Here is a 21,184-nt window from a genome sequence, read left to right as displayed (position 1 = left end):
GACAACTCCAGCATAGCAGGTTTGATGATCAGGGTGGTCAATTTTTTCTCTAGCGTTTTTCGCTTACGTGGTCAAGTTTTATTATAGCGAATGCACCATACGTTATGACGGGAAAAACGATAATATTTCAACTTGCTTTTCACAAGGTTGGGAGCGGATTTATCAACGTGGTAAAACATCTAATTTATCTGCAGAAGATGAGAAAAATGCGATTTTCCCCAGGGAATACGCTACGAATATTTATGGAGAAAATGGAGAAATCAGCCATAAAGTTAAATATAAAAAAAGAGAACCAATCTCTGATGCAAAGTTATTTAATTACTTCCATCCAAGCATTCAAGATATTTTGTTTGGTTTCGAACATCACGAGGGGCAAGCAGGGGTAAAGGCCTTTCGAAAAAAAGACAAGGAACGCAAACTTTATCGTGCACAACTTGCTGGGGTGAATGAGTCGAATGGCCCCCAGTTTTACTTTGAACATATCGCTACGGAAGTTTTTATTTTTTCAAAAGACAGCGGATTTCTCGTTGTTCGTCTTTCCTTATTGGAAAACTACAAATACATAAAAGAAGATAATAATAATAAGAAGAAATGGGATGCAAACCATAAGAGAGAGCTCCAAGACAATGTTACCCTTGATTTATGGTTAAAATTCCTAAACCGTATCCGACAGAACTATGAAAAGTATGAAGGACAGGAATATCTTAAAATCACAGATGCTCGAGAAGACGAACTAACAAAAACTGTAGAAGACATAGCAGAAGAATCAAAGGTTGAAATAAAAGAACGTAAGTTCTTCAAAATAGTTAACAAACTTCTTCCTGATAAATGTATTATTACAGCCAAAAGTTTAGAAAACCTAATTTATACAAAAAAATCTTCGAAAGATAATCCACAATGGGAAGTTAATTTAATCGAACCTAATGCCTTTGTTCATGCTTTTGCTCAGAGTGATTATAACCAATTAAGTGACGATGAGATATTCCGGATTGCCAGTATCGATGATTATAACGGACAGAGTTCTTGCAATGACGAATTTAAGGCGGAATTTTTACCGGGACATGTTTATAAGCGATGGGCGCCAATGACATATTATACGGCCATCGATTATGGTATGGTCACCATTGCGCAGACAAAACAAGTCAGTTATGCAAAAGAGTTAAGAGTAGAACGCGAAGGAGAACAAGATAAGAAGGATAAGAATAAAGAGGAAGAGTATGATGTTTTCGCGGATTTACTATATCAACATCATACCAAGCAGTATCTGATTATCACTCTTTTACAGCTATATTATCGTGATGAGTTACAAGAGCTGATGGGAAGATATGCACGAATGGCCGGTGTGGAGGTTAACAAGACTCGCAAAGAAGCGAAGCAGATAATTCAATGCTACTACCAGCTAAATCAACATTATGTTTTTGATCGAGTTACACATGAAATCCAGGGAATGGAAATGTGGCGATTTTATCAATCCGCATTAAGTATTAAGGAATTATTTTATGCTGTTCAGGAAGACGTACGAGAATTGCATAGTCGTTTGCTTGAAGCAAGTAATGAGGAACAGACAAAAAGTAATGAGGAACAGACAAAAAAAATTAATAATTTAACGCTATTGGCTGCCTTGTTTGGTCTCTTAGGTATGAATTTCGTCAATAGCGAACCTGAATTTGCAAAAAACTTAAAACCCCCCTTCGGGGAATCATTTAATAATTTAGCGGCGGCATATAATTCAGTCTTATTTTGTATTTCCTTGATTGTAATAGGTTACTGGATTGTTTATTTGGCTATCCAAATTTATGATAACTGGCGAGATAAGAAAGAATGAATCAATTTACCATTAGAAAAGCGAGGTATATAAAATGAATCAAATCCTCGTCATAAGTGACACCAATAACATTTACGATTACCTTTTTTCCAGTGCGAAGTATAAGTATATTCGTGGGGCCAGTATTATCCTCGATGAATTAAACCGGGTTACCACAAGAAAAATTGTTGATGATTGTGGGGGTCAACTGCTCACAGTTGGAGGCGGTGAGTCACGTGCTCTTTTTGCATCGGCGGAAAATGCAGAAAAATATGTTTGTGAGCTTAAAAAGGCCTATTTAGAAGCTACCGGACAAGTGACATTGACAACTGCAATTGTCGCTCGCGACCACAGTGAGAGTATTCATGATTGGTTTAGCCGAGCAGAACGACTTCTACGCTTTAAGGAAGTAGAATCGGATAAAAAGGCAATGTCCAGTACAGGGCTTTGGGCGCTTGTTCAACGCTGTGAAGTTTGTAAAAAACAAGCCGTCGAAGTATCCGGGTATAGCGGTACGAAAGCGAATGCTTCCTCACAACGAATATGCCCAAGCTGTAAGAAAAAATTAAGCAAAATTAAGCAAGCTAAAGAGACCTTACGTGAACTTGCCGATCCGCAAAGAGCTGAGGCCTTATTAGAAAATATTCAATCTAGTCATGAGACCGCTGGATTAATGGACATTCACTATCGACAAATAAAGCGATTCCTCGAGCGTAAAACTGAAAAGGGTTTGGAATCAACCGGGAAATTACCGCGTACCTGGGTTGAGGACTTACAGACACTTCTTGAATCAGAATCGGGTGATGGAAGTCAATACATCGGATTTATTTATGCCGATGGGCGCAATATTGGAAATTTTTTTAGAGAAAAGATTCTAAAGAAATACCAAGGGGAATCTCTTGAGAAAAATGAATCCCTGATCATTAAGGATTACATAAAAAACAGCAGTGCTTTGCATGATGCAACGATGGAAGCAGCCATGCGAACTGCTGAAGAATTTGAACAGTTTCATGCGGATTATGCCATGATTGGTGGCGACGATTTTGTTGCGATAGTTCCGGGAAAGTATGCGGTAGCTTACGCCAATACGTTTCTAAAACATTTCAATGAAGTAACAGCAAGCACGGAATATTTGGGACATCCACAAAACATGACGGCAGGTATCGTAATTGCAAAACAAAGCTACCCCATCCGGCGACTTTTTGATCTCTCGAATCAATTGATGGCGCAGGCCAAGAAAAAGAAGAAGTTTCAAAATAATAGTGTAGTGGATTTTATGGTTATAACAGACACGACGGTCCAATCCATAGAAAAAATTCGAGCGAATGAACAAGCCCAAATTCCCGGACGACAACTTAGGGCCGGCGGATATGCCATATCCGGTGATGAACCGGACACCCTTGAAAAATTAAGCAGCACCATCAAAAAACTCAAAGAGCTCAATTTTCCACGTTCCAAGATCAAAGATGTTTATCATATAGCTCGAATGTCTGATACATTTAATATGGAATTTTATTGGGTTGTTTGGCGTTCCCGTCTGGAACCGGAGATTCGTCGAATTTTCGATGAATGGAATCATGAGTTTCATAGAACCCTATTTCCCTTTGAAAAAGAAGAAAAACCGTTTACTACATTGCTTGATCTCTTCGATTTATATGATTATTTTGAGGTGTAAATGTACTGACCAACAGAACAACTTCGGAGACTTGTGGAGGTGTCTAGGTGGAGCTTACATTAAGATTCGCATTGGAATATCAGTTCATTCCCGATTTTGGATTGAAAATTGGATCGGGACAAAGCAAATATGGAGTTATCGATAATACATTTCGTACCCGGCACGATGATCATGGAAATACAATCTATGCCATTCCCGGAACGACTGTGAAGGGGAGAATTCGATCAAGCTATCGTCGCCTGGCCGGTCTGTTTCCCGATGAAGGAATACAAAAAGAAGCTATGTACTTTGGGATTCCCGGCAAAGCAGGATGTCTTCATTTCTTGGACTTAAAGGTTTCTGAAGACAGTTCTTTATCACTTATAGAAAAAGCAAGTACAGCGATAGAACGATTGCGCCGTGCGGCCAAAAGCGAATCGCTACATGTGGAAGAATACATGGTATGTAAGCGGGAATCAAAAGAAGCTATCGGTGAAGCTATCTTTTCTGGTTTCATCGAGGGTGTGTACCGAGGGGCACGACATGAATTCTTTTCAGAAAAGTCTACCAAGGATACCGGGATTGACAAAATTCCGGCCCACTTAGCTTATCTGCTTCTGGCCGTTAAATCGACGCAATGGATAGGCGGAGATAAGTCAGGGGGATGGGGAAAGGGTAAGATTCAATTCAAACAGCTAGAGTGGCGGTGTTTTCCCCGCCCGGGTCAGAAGGGAAATATTTCGAATAGCGATTTGCTAAGGATGATCAAAAATGCCCTTCAAGAGGAGGGAAATAGGGCTTGAGTAACAAGAAAAAGCAACATAATAACCGTGATAAAAAGAAAAAGGAAAGTAAACAGCATCAGCAAGCGGTATCGGAGCAAGGTGGAAATAAGAGGGAATTGGAGCCTTGGAAAGTGACGATCCAATGTCTCCAACCGCTGGCTATATCCGGTCAACCAAATGGAGATAATCACTGGGATGCGTTGACCTATATTCCCGGTTCAACATGGCGTGGGGCCATCGCAGAACAGTGGAAATATCGTGTTGGATTCGAACATCCATTGACACAATCTTTTTTTCAAAAAGGGATATGGCGCGATGCGCACGTTGTCACAGAAAGAAATAACAGCTCAGAAACATTCACATCGCTTGACGTTTACCGCTGTAAGCAGTGCGGCGAAAAGAAAAGCATCATAAAAGAGTTTGTACAATTTCATGAAAGTTCTACTCAATCAGATCTTCCCAATTTGATTTGCCCGAATACATCCTGCCAAGGGCCGTTACTGCGGGTTGACAGTGCCTATGATGAAGATGTTGTTGTAGATGAGGCCGTCGGTATCGAGATAAATGTAGAGCGAGAAGCGACAGAACCGGAGAAGTTTTACTCATTAAACTTTATTGCAGAAGGAACTAGATTTGAGACGATTGCGTATTTGCCGGCAATAGGTCTAGAAATGGTGTCCGATAAGGATAATACCGCGACTGGCTCACCTACATCAAAGGATAGTCAAAAAGAATATTATATAGTGGCTTATGTGGGGCGACGGCGTTCGGCGGGATATGGGAAGGTTGAAATTGTTTTTACCCAAGAGAAGCAGTTACTCACGGATAATAGTAAAGCGATGAAGATGAAGATCGAAGCCTTTAATCGGGCACTTCAGGATTCGCCAAAGGATCATAAGGGCGTAAGGGGATGCGATACATGGTATGTGAGTATAGTGAACCGAAGCCCAATGATTTTGCTCGATCCTTTTTTGAGACCTGTTTCTGAAATGGATCCATCACTGCACTGGGGTAAAAAATTACCGTGGAAAGTAGAAAAAGTTTTGGCTTGGGGCCTTTCTGGTATTCGCCATGGTTGGAGTAATGCATGGCATGGACCCAAAACAGCAGATTGGATCATTGAACCGGGAAGTATTCATTTATTCAAATTCGAAGGATTGGATAAAAGTAGTAAAGAAAAAATAGCACTTCTCATGGACCGGTTGGAACGGTTGGGTATAGGGGAACGGACTAACGAGGGCTTTGGACAAGTAGAAATCTGTCGGCCTATTTCTACATATCAACTCAAGCCGGGTGAACAAACAGCTATTCCACAAGAAGAAGTCAATCAATTGATGCAGAAAGCGCAAGCATTTGCTAAACTGGCTGATCAATGTAGGCTCCGGCGTTCCCAGTTGTACGGGCTGCACAATCTTGCAACTAAGCAGTTGCTAGATGAAATTATTGGGGAAGATGATTGCTTTTATCTGCAAAAGCGACTTAATAAAAAAGGGAAAAACGCATGGAAACAGCAAGTAAGAATGATCGATGAAAATGAAGAGAAAAAAGCGCTTGCCCTTATTTTAAGAGATTATGCTAAATCATGGAAAGAAGAATTAGGATACCGCGAGGCAACTCGGCAAGTTCAGGAATTTATAAATTACATCATTGGCTATTATTCGGTTTTGAAAGCCAATAAGGAGGAATGATAAGTGGAAAAAACATTTGAGCTTTTTGATTTTTCCAAGTTACAGAATCGTCTAGTGTTCTCTATTGAGTTAAAATTGAAAACTCCTTTGCATATTGGGGGCAATGATGATGGAGTGTCGCCAACGGACATGCCGATATTACGGTTGCCTGAGCCCGATGGTCGTCCCTACATACCGGGTTCATCGCTGAAAGGGATGCTTCGTTCAGCAAGTGAACGACTCTATCATTTGATAGAAGATACAATTCAAGATCCCATGGCCCTTACAGTTGGTGAAAATGGTCAATATACAACGTCCCTTTGCTACCTCGAAAATGGTGATTGTAGTGTAGGGAAAGGGCCCCAAGATAAAACGAGAAACGCAGAAATAATCAAAAACACATTAATGAATAAAAGTCTTTCGGAAAAAGAAAAATATAAAATAATCTATCGATTGGTCTGCCCTTCTTGTCGCACATATGGTGCAGGCTCGATGGCATCAAAAGTTCGAGTTCATCATGTAGTATTAGATGACAATACGCAAGTCCGTGATGGTATACGAATAGATCGCGAAACAGGGGCTGTTGCTCCACAAGCAAAATTTGATTACGAATACGTAGAAGCGGGGCAAACGATTACCCTTCGAATCGAAGGGGAGAATATGGATCAAGAAAATGAAGCCATATTAGCGTTAGCGCTGTTACAGCTTAAAAACAATATGTTGCGACTCGGTGGCTTGCAAGCGCGTGGATTAGGTGAGTTACAGTACGTATCAGGCGTTGTGAAGAGAATTAATTATAACCACCAGAATAGAAAAGAGTTGCTTGAGATGTTGCTTCTAGATCATGACGGATTGCAGGCAACTTCCCAAACCGACATGGAGAATTCTCAAAAAGAAAAAGGAGAATTCGATAGCGCAATCACTTTGGAATGTTATTTGCGTGAGGCTTTGGGAGGCTATCTGACATGATGATGGCCAGTCATAAAAAGTTGCAACAACGAATTGAGTGGATCTTAAAGCTTAATGTAAAGACTCCCCTAGGTATTGGCGGTTCCCGCGAAAATAGCGGTAACATAGCTGAGAATCATGAAGAAGAAACGAAAAATGGATGGGTTCCATTAAAAACGGCTAATAAAGAATGGTTCATCATTCCCGGGGCAAGCTTGCGAGGTGTTCTGTCATCGCATATTTACAAAACACTACGTATTTTGTTGGAAGTGAACAAGCTTACCGAACAAGATGATTGCCTGAAAAATCAATATGAGTTATCCATCGATAAAATAGTTAATGGTCTTTTTGGTTATGTTTCTAAGGAAGATTCAAAGGAAAACTATAGCGGAAGTAAAAAGGTAGCATACAAAGGTAACCTATGGATTGGCGATGTGAAAATCAAAAGCGAGAATTCTTGTTTGAAGCTTATTACGCCAATTGATCGTATAAGTCACAAGGCGCTACCGATAACGTTAGAAACGATTAAACCTGATACATCTTTTGAGATAAAGATGGTTATTGAAAATAGCACCGCATTGCAACTGGCGCTGCTCAGTATTATTTTTAGGGATTTAGAAAAAGAGCAGATAGCCATGGGGCTTGGAACCAGTCGTGGAATGGGAATTGTTCAATTAAAAGATATATCGGCAAGTATTATGATGATTGGCAAATCAAAAGAATTCATCACTGCGGACGGGATCTCGTTACCACTTTCAAGTGAATGGATAAAAAACAATGATTTTGATTTAGGTATTAATAGGTACAAGTTACAAGGGAGCGCACATCTGCGTACATGGCTACAAAAGACGATTCCAAGCTTGAAAGAGTGGAAGGAGAATCACTCATGAATCCTATGATAGTAGCTTTGGTATGCACGAATGAACATCTTGACGAAATCATTACCCATGCAAAAAGTTTAGAGTATAGTAGTGCTTTTACATACTCGGAGCGCATTGATGGGTTATCGCTACAAACCGGAATACACCAACCGCCTGTGACGGATATACTTCATTTACGAATTTTTGGGCCTACTTTTGAACTACAGGTGAAGAAGAATAATCGGGAGCAGTTGCGGGTAGTACTTCTTACGGATGAACCGAACCAGTGGGATATTGACAATTTATTTTCTGATGCGATTAGACAAACTTTGAATTTTGATGCGAATGAAAAAAATTCTGAAAAAAAATATGCTATCAACTTGCAACTCGAATATATGAACGAGGAGAATCAAGCTACTGGTAATCATTTAGTGGTGAGATATTATTCACCCATTGAGAATGAGGGGCGAAAAGAGAAAAGCACGAGTCAGTTTGAACGCTGGAAAGAGGTGCTGTTTTCTTGAAGGGAAATAACGGAGATATGAGTTTGAATCAAGATGAAAAACGTAGTAGTAGTCGTAACCGAGTTATGCCTTATGATTTTGTAGCAGTAAAGGATGCGGAATTTTCGCATCTAAGTTATAAGATGAGAGGTAATTGTACGGGAACATTGAAAATAAAAATGGAAGTCAAAACCCCATTAATCGCTATTTTGGAAAAAAAGAACAACGGATTAATGGGGAACCCTCAAGAGATTCCTGGTTCTTCTCTTAAAGGCATGTTGCGTAATGCGGTTGAGATAATCTGGAATGGACGATTGACTTTTTTATTAGAGGCACATAAAAAAGATAATTGTATACCGAACAGTTGGAAGATGGAAAATGCAACCATAGAGGATCATTGTTCAACAGCGCATCTGTTTGGCTTTGTTGCTACGGGAACAGCAGGGGAAAAAGAGTCTCAAAACATAGGAGAGGAAAAAGATCAGGAACATCTTTTAACTGCGATGGCTTCCCGCTTAAAAGTCACCAATGCTAAGGTAATAAAGAATCCATCCTATCAAATAGTCAATATATTCTTTAAACCACATACCCTAAGTAGTCCCGGTGGCAAGGGCCAAACTGTTCTACACTGCAAATGGTATGTGGAAAATGGCAGGGCTATAGGACGCAAAGTTTATCTTGCCGGGCGACTTGATAAGATGAAGAGCTCGATCTCTGTGGAGGGAAGGGGCAATCAACTAGCCAAAGAGTTTTTTTATGGTCAAGATACGGACAGAGATAATGGCGGAAGAATGAATGGAAAAGGCACAAAAGAAATTTGTGTTTTGCCGGGAAGCTCGTACTTTTTTTACATCCATTTCGAAAGCCTCACCCGCATAGAACTGGCAGATTTGATTCGGATTATAGAATTACAGGATAATGCATATCATGCATTAGGGAAAGGCAAACCATTGGGTTTTGGACGGGTTCAACTTACTGTTGAAGGGGTTCATCTAAAAAACTCAGACTATATCTTGGATCTTAATCAAGTCCCTAATTTTAGCCTGGAGGAAAAAAATAAGTTATTGAAAGAACCGCAGCATTTTTTTAATAATGATGATTTTAATTATTATTGTGACATGATGAACGCAATGAAAATTGAACAAAGATGGATTAAGGCTTATTCAACCCCGGTAAATGCTTCTACACCTTATCGTAAGTTAATACGAGCTCAGAAAAGGCAGGAGGAATCTCTTTGAATGAACGAGATTGGAAGGCTTGGGGGCGAGCAATACTCATTTGGCCGTTCGATTATACGAATCACTGTGGGCTTAATCACTGGAAGAATGCAAAAAAATGTTACACCGAGAATAAAGATGCGAGTTCTTTTCTGTGCAAGATCCTTGAGCAAGGATGGCAAAAAGCTGATTTTGGCCGGGAGAGTAGCATAAAAAATTCGTATGAATTACAACGGTACTATTTGAACGGGCTCCATCCCTTTCTATTTCCCCTGTGGGAAGGGGCTGACCCCCTGGCCTTCCACCGTTTATTCCTGCGAAAGAATGAGTTGTATCAGTTAAAGTATGGAGACAGGACGTATTCATTTCGGCTCGAAGAGATTGATCTTTTTTTTAATGGTTGGGGTATCGGTTTTGTCGGGTTCCATATAGCTATTGATCAAACAGATTTAGCTAGTTATTTGACTTGTCTCGAGGTCATGCGACAACTGGAAACGATGTATCAGGGTCAGGAATTAGGGAAAATTGTTGTTAATAATAATGAGTTTCCGCTCAAAGAATGGTTTTTATCTTTGATTCCATCCGAAGTCTGTCATTGTTTTGAAATGGGAAAACTTAAACAATACGGATACGATGATCGGATGTTTATAGCTCATTATGCATCTGTAGAGGATCAAGGGGAAAGTACGAAGCAACTAAAAGAAGAACGAGACAAACTTATTTTTCGATTTCTTAACATTGACGGAACATTTCTAAGTTCTACGAACGATATATTCCGGCAACATTGCATTGAAGAAAAGGTTTATCAACGATGGGCACCGGATACGTATTTTACAATCATAGAATATGCTATGGGCATCCTGCACTTTCACCCGAAGGGTGAGGAATCTTTTTTTGCGCAGACGATTCTTCCATCGCAATTAAATGGCGTGTATTATTATCTTTATCTTTATCTGTTGCAGCAACGATTAACGCTGGCCCGTTTGCTTCATTACTGTGGAGAAATCTCCATGGAACGATTTGAGGGAGCAGCGCGTAAAGAACTTGCATTAAATCATTTAGACTATCTTCGATTATTCTCTACTTACCAGATAACAAGTCAATTGCAAGGGTTAGAACTATGGAAACAATGGCGTTCTGAGTTAGGTATACCTGATGGGGAAGAGCGGTTGAAACGACTTTTCTCCACGATTAATTTATTTCCGGGTTAATAAGCATACGTCGGCCCCACTTTGGTATACAAGGTGGGGTTCTGAAGGTGTATTTTGACGTCTTATTCAAGGGTACTTGACGTACATGGGGAATAATATTGGCTTGATGTTTTTATGTGAATTGGGTAAAATAAAACTGGGTTTGATGGTATGTTTTGGTGAAGAAGCAAAGAGAGGCCATGGCATTAGATTTGGATAATGTTGGTGTTTTCGCAAGGGATGGTGGTTTTGAAGCGGTTTGAGGTGTTGCGAAAAAAAGAGGTTTTTTGGGGGTAGGTACAGGGTTAAAAAGCGTTGATTTTACTGAGCTTTTTGTTTGATCTCGGTTGCGGTTGCAGTGAATGCCCCGATGGATAGGGGATTGAAACCGCAAAGCCACCGTCACGCAAACAGGTTGCGACGGTTTGTTGCAGTGAATGCCCCGATGGATAGGGGATTGAAACGACTTAGCGGGGCGCGAGTGCATCGCCGGCATTGACCTGTTGCAGTGAATGCCCCGATGGATAGGGGATTGAAACAGGTTTTGATGGAGAAGTCCTTGCGGCCCTGGCTGTCGTTGCAGTGAATGCCCCGATGGATAGGGGATTGAAACCCGCTGCACCACCAGCACATAATGACCAGGTTTGAAAGTTGCAGTGAATGCCCCGATGGATAGGGGATTGAAACTGCCTGTTTTGTCTTGGTAGACGGCAATGATGGATTGTTGCAGTGAATGCCCCGATGGATAGGGGATTGAAACATGCTTTTTTATTACTGCTTTTATATGCCTTTTTGGTGTTGCAGTGAATGCCCCGATGGATAGGGGATTGAAACAAGTAAACGATAATCTTACACGTTCCAATACTTAGTTGCAGTGAATGCCCCGATGGATAGGGGATTGAAACTTGCACCAAATGGTTCTTCTAACATGCCACCACTTGGTTGCAGTGAATGCCCCGATGGATAGGGGATTGAAACATTTTTATATTATAATTATAGTATAAAACAATTATGAAGTTGCAGTGAATGCCCCGATGGATAGGGGATTGAAACGGCGGGTGGGCTTGGTGACGGAGTTTATCGCTTTGGTTGCAGTGAATGCCCCGATGGATAGGGGATTGAAACGTGTCTTCGACGGTCGGTCTTACCGTAAGGCTATCGGTTGCAGTGAATGCCCCGATGGATAGGGGATTGAAACAGTGGATTCGTCATGCCGGGGCCGTCCAATCGCCTGAGTTGCAGTGAATGCCCCGATGGATAGGGGATTGAAACAATCCAGCGTACTGGCATCATCCGCCGACAACGTGTTGCAGTGAATGACCCGATGGATAGGGGATTGAAACACTGTTTTCCTCCTGCGGGGCTGTCGTGGAGGTCGGGTGTTACTGCTAACGCATAATAGCCAAAACTTGACGATATAAAATGTCCACAAATTGCTGGATATATTGTCCAAAAAACAGGGGTGGCGTAAGCGCCTCCCCTGTTTTACTACACCGTCACCCGGTATCGATCTTTTGTCCGTAAATTGAATCTTGCTTCATTATAAATCACAACATACCACTGCGTATCCAACTCTAACCGACATGGCACGGAATGGGTGTAGATGAAAGTACTCCCCGCAATGAAGTCCATAATTCCGCTTCCCGATCAGAACCACCCAGCGATCTTGTTCGTGATCAAAGCTCATTTCTGCCGTATGGTTCATGCCAGTTCCCCCTGAATGACGAGCTTCACCATATGGTCATCAATGATTCGGCGCTGGTTCTGCGCACCGTAAAGCAGGCAATGGGTACATACCTTGTTGATCAACCGGGCAGCGCCACTGGAAAACCGGTAAATCTCGTCGATCGCTCCATCGGAAAAGATATCATGGTCGGCACCGGCATAGGCCAGGCGCCGCTTCATATATTCTCCGACTTGCGCACGATCCAAGTGACCCAATTTACACTGGAGATCGATCCGCTGCCGGATGGCGGCATAGGACTGAAGTTAAAACTTCTCCCAGAGTTCGCTTTGGCCCACAAGAATGAGCGCCATGGGACTTTGGGCATCCATTTTGAAGTTCAAGAGAAAGCGAACCTCTTCCAGCATTTCTTTATCGAGCAAATGCGCTTCATCGACCACCACCACGGGGAGCAACCGGTGAATCCCACGCATCAACTCATTTTCACGATGCAACTGGCGCTTGGCATTCTGCATGGTGGCCGCGGAGAGCAGTCGGGAGGATTCGGCCGGTTCTTTTTGCAGGTGTTCCGGCATGTGGGGACGCGGGCCGGTACGCGTGCCGATAACCAGTGGTCTTGCTTTCACGGGAGCATGCCCGGGGTATTCAATGGTCATTCATCGAGCGAGGCTTTTCCTCCTGCCAAAGCTGCTGAATCAGGGTTTGTTTGCTGTGGTGAGGCCGATCCATATCCCGCTCAGCCTGCTGAATCAATGACGTAGCCAAGGCTTCATGGGTGGTGAAGATCGGCAGTGGAACACACCAATTCCGACGCACATATCCCACCTTGTTCTCGACATGACCTTTTTCGTTCCCGCGGGCTGGGTCGCAAAAGACCGATTCAAAGCAATAATGGATCTGAAACCGTAAAAAGGCATCCGTACATTGGCGGTTTCCCTCGGTGCCGATGGTGACCACCGCGGCAGAAAGGTTATCAAACCAAATTCTCCGAGGAACACCGCCGATTTGCTCAAAAATTTGCTTGAGGCCCTCCAGAAAACACTCCTGGTTCTCCCGTGGTACCGGATACACATAGGCGGCGTTGCTATAAGGAAACGAAGGCACAAGCAGTTTATATTCCCGCAGTTGCTCATCTTGGCTTACCTGAAGTGCCAAAGTCCACCTGCGCCTCCGCACCGGGATGATCCAACCGTTCATACCGCTGTGCACGTTCCAGTTGTAGCTCTTTTCGACGCCGACTGACATAACTTCGCACCGTTCGCTCACCACCGGTAAAGCCATGTTCTTCTTGGAGGCGCCGGAAAATCCGCATCACCGTGTGCCGTTGTTTTCGCGGCATCCGTTCATCTTCTTGCAGCCAGGTGTCTAGAATATCTACGTACGGTTCCATGACCAGTTGACGGCGTTGCTTTTTCTTGATCGATAGGTTCCAATCATCACAATCGGCATATTTTTTCGCGGTACGCCAGTTCACACCGACACGTTCGGTAATTCGCTGATCGTACAGCCTTCCTGTTCGCGCAGAAACTTGATATATTGTTGCTGTGGCATTTGCAGCATCCTTTCCAACCCCTCCGATTCGGTATTGCACACATCGAAGGGTACGGGTTTTTAGGAGATGTGGGCAAGTGTCTTTTTTTACTTTTGTCATTTCATTCTGCATTTTTAGGATGCCGTTTTGTGTACTTCTATGATGCCATAAACAGCATCGAAAACCCCTGGCTTGTTTTAGGCTAAGCCAGGGGTTTATATACGTGCCTGTGATCGATGCTTAAGGAGAAAAAAGCGATTGTTGAAGGACCGGAAAAGGAAGGGAGGTATTTAATGACAGGGATAGATCCTACCATCCTATTTCACGAAGGATTTCCTTGTCGAATGTTGAATAATATCTAAAAAACAAAAATGGGTAATCAATACATGATTGAGATTCAGCAAGAGATAAATAAGGTAAGGAAAAGTCTTCAATGGTAAAAGTAGTAGTAGCTACATTTCAGTGGATGCAAAGAACAAAGAATTCATCCTGAAGGTCGATCCATTAAAAATAGTCGGAAATTACATAATGGATAGAATGAAAGAAAAGGAAATAAACCAACGAAAATATCTTGTTCAGTAGTGATCTGACCAATGAAAAGGTTGCTGAAAACAAGTCAGATTTATACCCTTGTTGATGACGCCGCTCTCATTCTTGAGCACTGTATCGTGTAATAACGATCATGGTATGGCTGATGTACCTATCAAAACGCTGGCTCTGAAATTCAGTGCCGAGTTGCAATAAGGATTTTGTCGATTTAAAAAAACTTCAATGCACCAACGCATACCTTAATGCGGACAATCTCCTGCGCATCGATGGTGGTATCCGTACTCAAGATATCCAGCCACTCTTTCGGATTGTTACGATTGTGGGCAAACACCAACTTTACCGGAATTCTATTTTTGGTATGCACAACGACAGGAACGATGATTTCTGAGCGCGATGAGGAAGAACAACAGGACCGCAACCGTTTTTTAAGCTTCTCTGGGTTATCGATAAGTCGGTTTTTTGCTTGGGAAGAACTCAGTAAGGCAAAATCAGCGGAAACAAAACTGAACCCATCGAATCAACTTCAGTGTTAGCAAGGTATATCCCTGAACACAAAGTCCTTTCGAATGGCCAAACGCACGCGCCAGGAATTCCGCTTTCTTGGAGCGATTCTTGGCATGGACAGAATCATCCAGGAGAAATACCTTCACGTGTCGGATGGAAGTGAGGTTTTGAAATTCACAAAGTACTCATGCAGCGAGCGTCAATAAAAATTTCTGCCACGAATCCCCTAAAGAATAATGATATTGGAATTAGCTTAACGGAAGCCACAGGAGGTTACGCAATGGGCGATAAAATGAATGCTTACTCACGGCGTGTTGATTTTAGGAACACATCGTCCTGTATTGGATGCCACCCGATAATGTGTATCATTTGTGGCGAGAAAATTGATGTCGGCAATTGGCGGGATATTTTGGTTACGCTTACCGAAAAATTTATCAGAGAAAATTATCCGAATGTTAATGATTTATACACACGCCCGTTATTACAGGGAAGTAGAAGACCATTCTTATTAAAAAACAAGCCGAATGGCAGCGCAAGGCAATTATCTAACGGCCATTGGATATTTATGAACTATAACATACCTACTCTTGTTGATTTAATTGGAAAAATTTGCGTTTTTTGCGATATAGACTTAAACGATGTAGAGATTGAATATGTGCCGAAAAAATACGGCTTTGCCCCTAAGCCAGATGACAGAAGAAGCTTCAACGCGGTACATATTCCAGAAGCAGTATTAGAGGTTTTGACCGATGAATATCGTAGCGGACTCGTTTTCAATGCACCATCTATTCGCTTGCTCGAAGATAAGGTTAGCCTAAAGATTAATGATGTCCTTCAAAGCGCGATGAAGCAAACAATGTTTCGTCGCAACGATGACGTTTATTTTCCCCTCGCCAACATAATTACTGAAGAGAATATTGAACTGCTATTTGACGTAGTTGAAGAATGGCTAAACGCGTTTGGTTGTTTTGAGCTTGCTGTATTGTTCGATATTTTCAAAGTCAATATCAACGAAAATGTTATTCGTAACTTAACGGATTTTGAGGATTTGTTCAATCATCTGAACAATCAGAGTTCCCTACGATGTGTGGGGCAATTTAGCACAAAAATTGTGCGAACACAAGAGTTTAACGTTAATGAATCTTTAAGAAAAGTCGCTGGCTTGCTTTTGCACTCAATCCATAATGATTTTGGCGGTGTTGCAGATGAGATTGGATTAAAAGAGAAGTTTCCGGCGTTTTCTGAATCGCTCATCGCTAATATCATAAAAGAGTACGTCGAAGAGATAGTTAAAACAGAGATTAACGGCATTGTGTGTTATCAGACGCTTGACGCACTCGGCTTGTCCGATGATTTTTCTGAGGTGCTGGAGCGAGTGCTGTCACGTTTTGAGGAACTCGGATTAACCCCGACCGAAGAGGCTTTGCACACAGCATTAAGTTTTGATATGGGTCTGAACTTTAAGGAAGAGTTTAATATCCCCGACCAAAAGACCTACAGGCGATTGATTTCCTACTATTATAAGAGCGCACCTGGACGCGAATGGCGAAAGGGTGAATTCGTCGAGGTGCAAAGTTGATATGTATTATTATAAATGGGACAAAACTACGGGCGGCTATCTGCTGACCACACAAACAGGAAAATTTGTGGCTAACGAAATACGCCCCGTGTTTGCATTGGAACTAAGCCTTACGGGTCTTGGCAAGCGGTTCACTTATGACCCCAACGAAACCCGCCCGCTGTTGTGGGCGCAGAAGAATGTGTACTTGGTAAATGGCGAGAAAGTCGCACAGCTTAACAACACCCGCTACGGTTCGCCGCTGTCGCCTGAATTCTTCTTTGAGGGCAAGCTGAAGCTTGAACCCGTTGACATAGCGGCAATGGTCGACAGAAATGCCGAAACGATGGACATAGTTGTGGCGGACGCAAAGCGTCGCACAAAGGAACTCTACGATGCTGACATCGGGTGTTGCGACGTAGCTTATATAGCATTTTCAGGCGGTAAGGACTCTGTAGCTTTGCTAGATGTCTGCCACCGCGTATTGCCGCTCTCCGTGCCTGTGATATTCAGCGACACGGATATGGAATTGCCCGATACTTATAAGGTGTGGGAGGAAATACAGGCTCGCTACCCAGAGCGGGGGTTTATAAAGGCGGCGGCGGAGAGTTCCGCACTTGAAAACTGGCGGCGTTTTGCCCCGCCGTCAAGGAAAATACGGTGGTGTTGCTCCGTACATAAGAGTACTCCCGCACTGATGCTTTTGAAGCGCAAATTAAATAAAACTGCAATTAAGGTGATGGCGTTTACTGGTGTTCGTGCCGACGAAAGCCTTACTCGTTCAAGTAATAGTGAAGGTAACAAGGCGAGCAATCTTAACGCAGGACGCAAAGGTGTTCCGGATGATATGGCACTTGGAGCGAAAAATGCTTCGCAAATAAACGTGATGCCGATTTTGGATTGGAGCGCACACGAACTGTGGCTGTATATCTTCGCTAACGATTTATTAATTAATTGCGCATACAAGAAGGGTTTACAACGCGTAGGGTGCTTGATGTGTCCTGAATCTTCTGAGAGATACTCTTGGTTTGTGGATAAAGCGTACCCTCATTTGCTAAAACCTTATAAGGATATAATACTGGAAACAAGTGCAAAAACCTTCGTCACTGCAAAAGAGAAAACCGAGTTTATCGGCAAGAGATTTTGGCAAGCACGAGGCAGCGGTTTGGTGTTAAAAGAGTCCATTACTAAACCGCTTGAAAACATAGAAGGCTTGACGGTCACGTTCCAAAGCCCCAACTTCTCCAAAGACCTATTCTACGAGTGGATAAAAACTCTCGGAACGGTGGTCAAGGAATCCGGAACTGGACATAAAAGGTTGAAATTACCAAATACTTTAGACAAGGGGATACCATTTGCCTATACTGCACCATACACAGGTGGCGGAACGGCAAGGTTTGAGTTTAGAGACAACGCAGAAAAGAACACCATGCTCCCTATCCTACGTTCGTTCCTCCGTAAGGTATCTGCTTGCGTCAACTGTCATAGTTGCGAGGCTGAGTGTGCTTTGGGAGCAATAAGCAATCATAACGGCAAACTGAAAATTGATAATTCCAAATGTACAAAATGTCGTAAGTGCTACGACATTGAAAGTAACTGTTGGAGGTATAGGTCAATGAACAAGCCCGAAAGTACCAAAAATCCATACAATGAAATCGGAGCATATAAGAACTTTGGGATGCGCGAAGAGTGGATTCCCTGTTTTGTTGAATTCGCAGATAAAGGAGATAACTTTTTCCTTTGGAACGACAATCATCCGCTCGGCAGTGATATGGTCAACTATGCCGCCCCAAAATGGTTTGCACAAGCAAATCTTATTGTCAAAGATGATAAAAAACCAACGCTGTTACTCGATGTTTTTCGGAAATACGGTAGCAACTATCCTCTTGCTTGGGAGTTTGTTTGGATTGCACTTGCCAACAATGCCATGATAATAAAATGGTTCATTGTGACAACGCAGATTGATGTTATGGTCGAGCCAACAAGCTTACTTGAAAAACTAAACGAAATAATTCCGTGGAACAACAACGCAAAAGACCGCAGACTTGATTCATTAAAGAATACGCTTATCAGCACTCCACTTGCTGGAGATGACGGTATCGCTCTCTGTGAAACAAAAGGCAAGCAAGTCAAGTCTATCACCCGTAAGGCGAAAGACGTAAATCCGCTGACCGTCCTATATGGGCTTTACCTCATTGCCCAAAAGGCAGAGCGCAGCAGTTTTACCATACGAGAACTATTAACTGCCGACATCGACTCGAACTTTGTTTCACCGATTGTGGCGTTCGGTATAAGCGCCGAAACATTTAAACTGCAATGCCAAGGCTTAGCGAGTAAGTACCCTAATTATATTTCCTGTACGTTCACCCATGGACTGGATGAGCTCACAGTTTTTCCGCAGAAATATGGAACGGACGATATTATCGCATTAGCGTTAGGAGAGTGAAAAATGGAACAGAAGAGACACTACGCGGACTTCTTTTATGTACCGCAGGATTACAAGGCAAATATGACCCGTGAGAATATAAACGAAACGCCTGAAACATGGCTGCAGTTTTATCCCCACGCAAAGTATGTGGACTTTCTCCAAACATTGCTCGGTGTGATAAACGGTGGGTCTAAATCAGTGTGGCTCACAGGTAACTACGGCACTGGTAAAAGTTTTGCCGCGCTCGTTACGCAAAAACTGTTTATGGACGATGAGGCACGCGTCAGACGGTGGTTCGCGGACTGCAAGAACGCCCTAGTCGATGGCGAAACACTCCAAAACGATTTGCTGGCTCGTAGAAGAGAAGGTACTCTTGTCGTTTTCGACTACAACGCACAGGGCTTAGGCCCGGATGCCGACTTGCTTGTACGTTTAGAGCAAGGTGTTATTGGTGCATTGAACGAAATTAATATGATTATTCCCGCCAAGGCAAACCTTGACGAGATCATTGTTCGACTGCGTGAAGAGGGCGTAAATTTCTTCAAGACGCGCGATGAGATACAAGACAGGCTTGCCTATCTAAACGCGGGAATCAAAACTACCGAACAACTTATAGATGAACTAGAAAAGCCGCACAATCCAACGGACGCACCTGTTGATTTGCTAGGAGATGTTCAGAAGGTTTTTCATGCCCGCAGCATTTATCTTGGTGTCACCGTGGATCGTTTCTCAACGTGGATTAACGAAGTCCTGAAATCGAATAACCTCAGGCGTATTGTGTATATCTTCGATGAGTTCTCCGGCTTTATCGAAACGAACAAAGAACACCTCAAAACTTTTGAGGAAGTGTCCGGTTCTGAAAATGCCGTAGGCAAGTTTTATCTAGTGCCTGTGACACATATGAGCATTAAGGCGTATGAGAGTTGGGCAGCAGCAAATGCCAAGAAGTCAGGTGACCGCTTCCACTTCCGTAATCTCCAAATGCCGAACGACACTGCCTTCCAACTTGCTGCTCACGCTATGAAGGGCATTCCGCAAACAAGTGATGAATGGAAAACCGAACGTGACAAACTGTGGAGTGCTGTATCGAGTATAGCTGACACGAACTTTGATGCAAATGATGTTAGTCGCAAATCGTTTTACAACATTCTTCCAATTCACCCGATGGCAGCGTTCTTGCTAAAATTCCTAGCTGAGTCGGCACATTCAAATCAGCGTAGTATTTTTGAGTACCTTAAGGGCAACGCGGATGGACGGGAGTTTCAGGATTTTATCCGCATAGGAGGTCCGGGCATTAAGAGCAAGCAGTTCTTAACCGTTGACTACCTGTGGAAATATTTCATTGAGCGTGAGGATTTAGGTTTAAACAAGGAGATCATTTCCATTCGTTCGGAATTTGAACGTATTAAGGGTCGCGAGTTCCAAAACCGAGAAGAAGACGATGAGGACATTCGTGTCTTAAAGACGGTCTTGTTGTTCTGTCTTCTGAGCAGATTAAACCCCGAAGGTCACGAACGCCTCAAACCTACAGTGCGGAACATTGAACTATCATTCCAAGGTGATGGTGCAATCGTCAATGTCAGCGGCATTATTAAAAGTTTGGCAGACAAACATTGCTTTAGCGTGGTGAACGGAAACATTGAACTATTTGCTACGTATGTTGGTGGTGCGGAAGTACAAAAAAAGGTAAGCGAGTTGGAGGGCAAGTTCCATGAATTGCTTTCTGGTAAGGTTCAAGAAGAAATAAAGAAGCACATTAAGAGCCTTACATCGTCTTTTTCTGCAGGAAGGTTTGATATCCGAGTGTCAGACCTGAGCCACACGACCCTTACCAACATTAATGCTGCAACCCGTGATAGATACAGCATGGGGCTAAACAAAGATAATGGTGCAGTCTGTTTGTGGTTTGTCGTTGCAAAGAACAGAGAAGAACAGTTGCAGATTCCGGAGAAAATAAAAGCTCTTTTGAACAACTTACGTGACCATAGAATTCTTATGTTTGCGTTGCCGAATCTGTCGTTCTGCGACTCAAATGCCGAACTGTGGAACGAGTATGTTTTGCAATATGCGCAGTATATGCTCGAGAACGATTCAGCGGCAAAAACACAAAGGCAGAAGGCTTACGAGAAACTTGAACGTGAATGGTTTGACGAAATTAAGAAAAGCACACAAGTGTTGAAAGTGTATTCAACAGTTAATGGGCAAGTTGAGTCCGTCCAGGAACCCAATGGAACCAAGTATGGTATCCGTTGAAACCGTGTTTTTTCCAAATTAATCAAGAAAATAGCCGCAAACCGTACCG

Annotated in this window: 16 protein-coding genes, 1 pseudogene and 1 CRISPR repeat array; of the genes and pseudogenes, 12 read left to right on the top strand and 5 right to left on the bottom strand. The window is 42.7% G+C overall.

Annotated features, from left to right (window positions below; genetic code table 11):
* Positions 1 to 67: 67 nt before the first annotated feature.
* Genes EDD73_RS13605 through EDD73_RS13565 form a run of 9 tightly spaced genes read left to right on the top strand, consistent with a single transcriptional unit; the run spans position 68 to position 10,649 of the window.
* Positions 68 to 1,825, top strand: coding sequence for a hypothetical protein (locus tag EDD73_RS13605; RefSeq protein WP_131920831.1), 1,758 nt, complete (start codon positions 68 to 70; stop codon positions 1,823 to 1,825).
* Positions 1,826 to 1,859: 34 nt separating this feature from the next.
* Positions 1,860 to 3,479, top strand: coding sequence for a Cas10/Cmr2 second palm domain-containing protein (locus EDD73_RS13600; RefSeq protein WP_131920829.1), 1,620 nt, complete (start codon positions 1,860 to 1,862; stop codon positions 3,477 to 3,479).
* Between the two features lie 47 nt (positions 3,480 to 3,526).
* Positions 3,527 to 4,261, top strand: a complete 735-nt coding sequence (locus EDD73_RS13595; RefSeq protein ID WP_131920827.1) for an RAMP superfamily CRISPR-associated protein — start codon at positions 3,527 to 3,529, stop codon at positions 4,259 to 4,261.
* Positions 4,258 to 5,931 (top strand): RAMP superfamily CRISPR-associated protein, encoded by a 1,674-nt coding sequence (locus EDD73_RS13590; protein WP_131920825.1) that lies wholly within the window; start codon positions 4,258 to 4,260, stop codon positions 5,929 to 5,931. The genes EDD73_RS13595 and EDD73_RS13590 overlap by 4 nt, the downstream gene beginning before the upstream one ends.
* Before the next feature lie 3 nt (positions 5,932 to 5,934).
* Positions 5,935 to 6,879 carry an RAMP superfamily CRISPR-associated protein gene (locus EDD73_RS13585; RefSeq protein WP_131920823.1) on the top strand — a complete coding sequence of 315 codons (945 nt, stop codon included), beginning with the start codon at positions 5,935 to 5,937 and terminating at the stop codon, positions 6,877 to 6,879.
* Positions 6,876 to 7,748 carry an RAMP superfamily CRISPR-associated protein gene (locus EDD73_RS13580; RefSeq protein ID WP_131920821.1) on the top strand — a complete coding sequence of 291 codons (873 nt, stop codon included), beginning with the start codon at positions 6,876 to 6,878 and terminating at the stop codon, positions 7,746 to 7,748. The genes EDD73_RS13585 and EDD73_RS13580 overlap by 4 nt, the downstream gene beginning before the upstream one ends.
* Positions 7,745 to 8,242 (top strand): hypothetical protein, encoded by a 498-nt coding sequence (locus EDD73_RS13575; protein ID WP_165876528.1) that lies wholly within the window; start codon positions 7,745 to 7,747, stop codon positions 8,240 to 8,242. The genes EDD73_RS13580 and EDD73_RS13575 overlap by 4 nt, the downstream gene beginning before the upstream one ends.
* Entirely contained in the window at positions 8,239 to 9,459 is a 1,221-nt protein-coding gene (locus EDD73_RS13570) for an RAMP superfamily CRISPR-associated protein (RefSeq protein ID WP_131920817.1), read from the top strand. The genes EDD73_RS13575 and EDD73_RS13570 overlap by 4 nt, the downstream gene beginning before the upstream one ends.
* Entirely contained in the window at positions 9,456 to 10,649 is a 1,194-nt protein-coding gene (locus tag EDD73_RS13565; protein WP_131920815.1) for a hypothetical protein, read from the top strand. The genes EDD73_RS13570 and EDD73_RS13565 overlap by 4 nt, the downstream gene beginning before the upstream one ends.
* A gap of 331 nt (positions 10,650 to 10,980) precedes the next feature.
* Positions 10,981 to 11,971: a CRISPR direct-repeat array (repeat unit 37 nt; unit sequence GTTGCAGTGAATGCCCCGATGGATAGGGGATTGAAAC).
* 145 nt (positions 11,972 to 12,116) lie between these two features.
* Here the strand turns inward: EDD73_RS13565 and EDD73_RS13560 are convergent.
* The 5 genes and pseudogenes from EDD73_RS13560 to EDD73_RS15130 all read right to left on the bottom strand — a co-directional run bounded on the left by EDD73_RS13560 (position 12,117) and on the right by EDD73_RS15130 (position 13,786).
* A pseudogene (locus tag EDD73_RS13560) lies at positions 12,117 to 12,315 on the bottom strand (DUF5348 domain-containing protein).
* A 14-nt stretch (positions 12,316 to 12,329) separates the two neighbouring features.
* Complete coding sequence (locus tag EDD73_RS15355) at positions 12,330 to 12,533, bottom strand: general secretion pathway protein (protein WP_165876527.1); 204 nt, start codon at positions 12,531 to 12,533, stop codon at positions 12,330 to 12,332.
* 84 nt (positions 12,534 to 12,617) lie between these two features.
* Positions 12,618 to 12,938: an ATP-binding protein gene (locus EDD73_RS15350; protein WP_243116936.1), complete on the bottom strand. Its 321-nt coding sequence runs from the start codon at positions 12,936 to 12,938 to the stop codon at positions 12,618 to 12,620.
* 19 nt (positions 12,939 to 12,957) lie between these two features.
* Positions 12,958 to 13,467, bottom strand: coding sequence for a DDE-type integrase/transposase/recombinase (locus EDD73_RS13550; RefSeq protein WP_207668898.1), 510 nt, complete (start codon positions 13,465 to 13,467; stop codon positions 12,958 to 12,960).
* The gene (locus EDD73_RS15130) at positions 13,442 to 13,786 is read right to left on the bottom strand and encodes a hypothetical protein (RefSeq protein ID WP_207668897.1); all 345 of its coding nucleotides are present in this window, start codon (positions 13,784 to 13,786) and stop codon (positions 13,442 to 13,444) included. Before EDD73_RS15130 ends, EDD73_RS13550 begins: the two co-directional genes overlap by 26 nt.
* Positions 13,787 to 15,176: 1,390 nt before the next feature.
* On the opposite strand from EDD73_RS15130, the gene EDD73_RS13545 reads away from it, so the two are divergent.
* The 3 genes from EDD73_RS13545 to EDD73_RS13535 are packed head-to-tail and all read left to right on the top strand — an operon-like array spanning position 15,177 to position 21,135.
* Complete coding sequence (locus EDD73_RS13545) at positions 15,177 to 16,475, top strand: hypothetical protein (RefSeq protein ID WP_131920811.1); 1,299 nt, start codon at positions 15,177 to 15,179, stop codon at positions 16,473 to 16,475.
* Between the two features lies 1 nt (position 16,476).
* Complete coding sequence (locus tag EDD73_RS13540) at positions 16,477 to 18,900, top strand: phosphoadenosine phosphosulfate reductase domain-containing protein (RefSeq protein ID WP_131920809.1); 2,424 nt, start codon at positions 16,477 to 16,479, stop codon at positions 18,898 to 18,900.
* Positions 18,901 to 18,903: 3 nt separating this feature from the next.
* Positions 18,904 to 21,135, top strand: coding sequence for a hypothetical protein (locus EDD73_RS13535; protein ID WP_131920807.1), 2,232 nt, complete (start codon positions 18,904 to 18,906; stop codon positions 21,133 to 21,135).
* Positions 21,136 to 21,184: the final 49 nt, after the last annotated feature.

Source organism: Heliophilum fasciatum (assembly GCF_004341395.1).
GTDB lineage: Bacteria > Bacillota > Desulfitobacteriia > Heliobacteriales > Heliobacteriaceae > Heliophilum > Heliophilum fasciatum.
Note: the sequence above shows the minus strand (reverse complement) of the source record. Positions and strands in the feature narration are given on the sequence as shown.

What these genes read in the sequence shown, in the direction of transcription:
- EDD73_RS15355 (WP_165876527.1), bottom strand. Translation starts at nt 12,533, where the DNA reads ATGAAGCGGCGCCTGGCCTATGCCGGTGCCGACCATGATATCTTTTCC.
- EDD73_RS13580 (WP_131920821.1), top strand. Translation starts at nt 6,876, where the DNA reads ATGATGATGGCCAGTCATAAAAAGTTGCAACAACGAATTGAGTGGATC.
- EDD73_RS13545 (WP_131920811.1), top strand. Translation starts at nt 15,177, where the DNA reads ATGGGCGATAAAATGAATGCTTACTCACGGCGTGTTGATTTTAGGAAC.
- EDD73_RS13535 (WP_131920807.1), top strand. Translation starts at nt 18,904, where the DNA reads ATGGAACAGAAGAGACACTACGCGGACTTCTTTTATGTACCGCAGGAT.
- EDD73_RS13575 (WP_165876528.1), top strand. Translation starts at nt 7,745, where the DNA reads ATGAATCCTATGATAGTAGCTTTGGTATGCACGAATGAACATCTTGAC.
- EDD73_RS13600 (WP_131920829.1), top strand. Translation starts at nt 1,860, where the DNA reads ATGAATCAAATCCTCGTCATAAGTGACACCAATAACATTTACGATTAC.
- EDD73_RS13540 (WP_131920809.1), top strand. Translation starts at nt 16,477, where the DNA reads ATGTATTATTATAAATGGGACAAAACTACGGGCGGCTATCTGCTGACC.